Source organism: Neisseria sp. HMSC078C12 (assembly GCF_001838065.1).
GTDB lineage: Bacteria > Pseudomonadota > Gammaproteobacteria > Burkholderiales > Neisseriaceae > Neisseria.
The window spans coordinates 1-450 of record NZ_KV835613.1; the positions used below are offsets into that span (position 1 = coordinate 1).

Annotated in this window: 1 protein-coding gene; it reads left to right on the plus strand. The window is 52.4% G+C overall.

The features are described from left to right. A partial coding sequence (locus HMPREF2596_RS08390) for a tetratricopeptide repeat protein (protein ID WP_210401074.1) occupies positions 1–450 on the plus strand: 450 nt, incomplete at both ends.

Sequence of the window (450 nt, forward strand, 5' to 3'; positions counted from 1 at the left end):
CCGTCAAGACGATGCACAGGCAGTGCAGTGGTTTCGTAGGGCAGCAGAACAAGGGTATGCTCAAGCCCAATATAATTTGGGTAATATGTATGCCAACGGGCGAGGAGTCCGTCAAGACGATGCGCAGGCAGTGCAGTGGTCTCGTAGGGCTGCAGAACAAGGGTTTGCTCAAGCCCAATATAATTTGGGTGTGGCGTATGCACAAGGGCAAGGCGTCCGTCAAGACTATACACAGGCGGTGCAGTGGTATCGCAAGGCTGCAGAACAAGGGTATGCTAAAGCCCAATATAATTTGGGTGTGGCGTATGCACAAGGGCAAGGAGTCCGTCAAGACTATGCACAGGCAGTGCAGTGGTATCGTAGGGCTGCAGAACAAGGGGTTGCTCAAGCCCACTATAATTTGGGTGTGGCGTATTACAATGGGCGAGGAGTCCGTCAAGACTATGCACA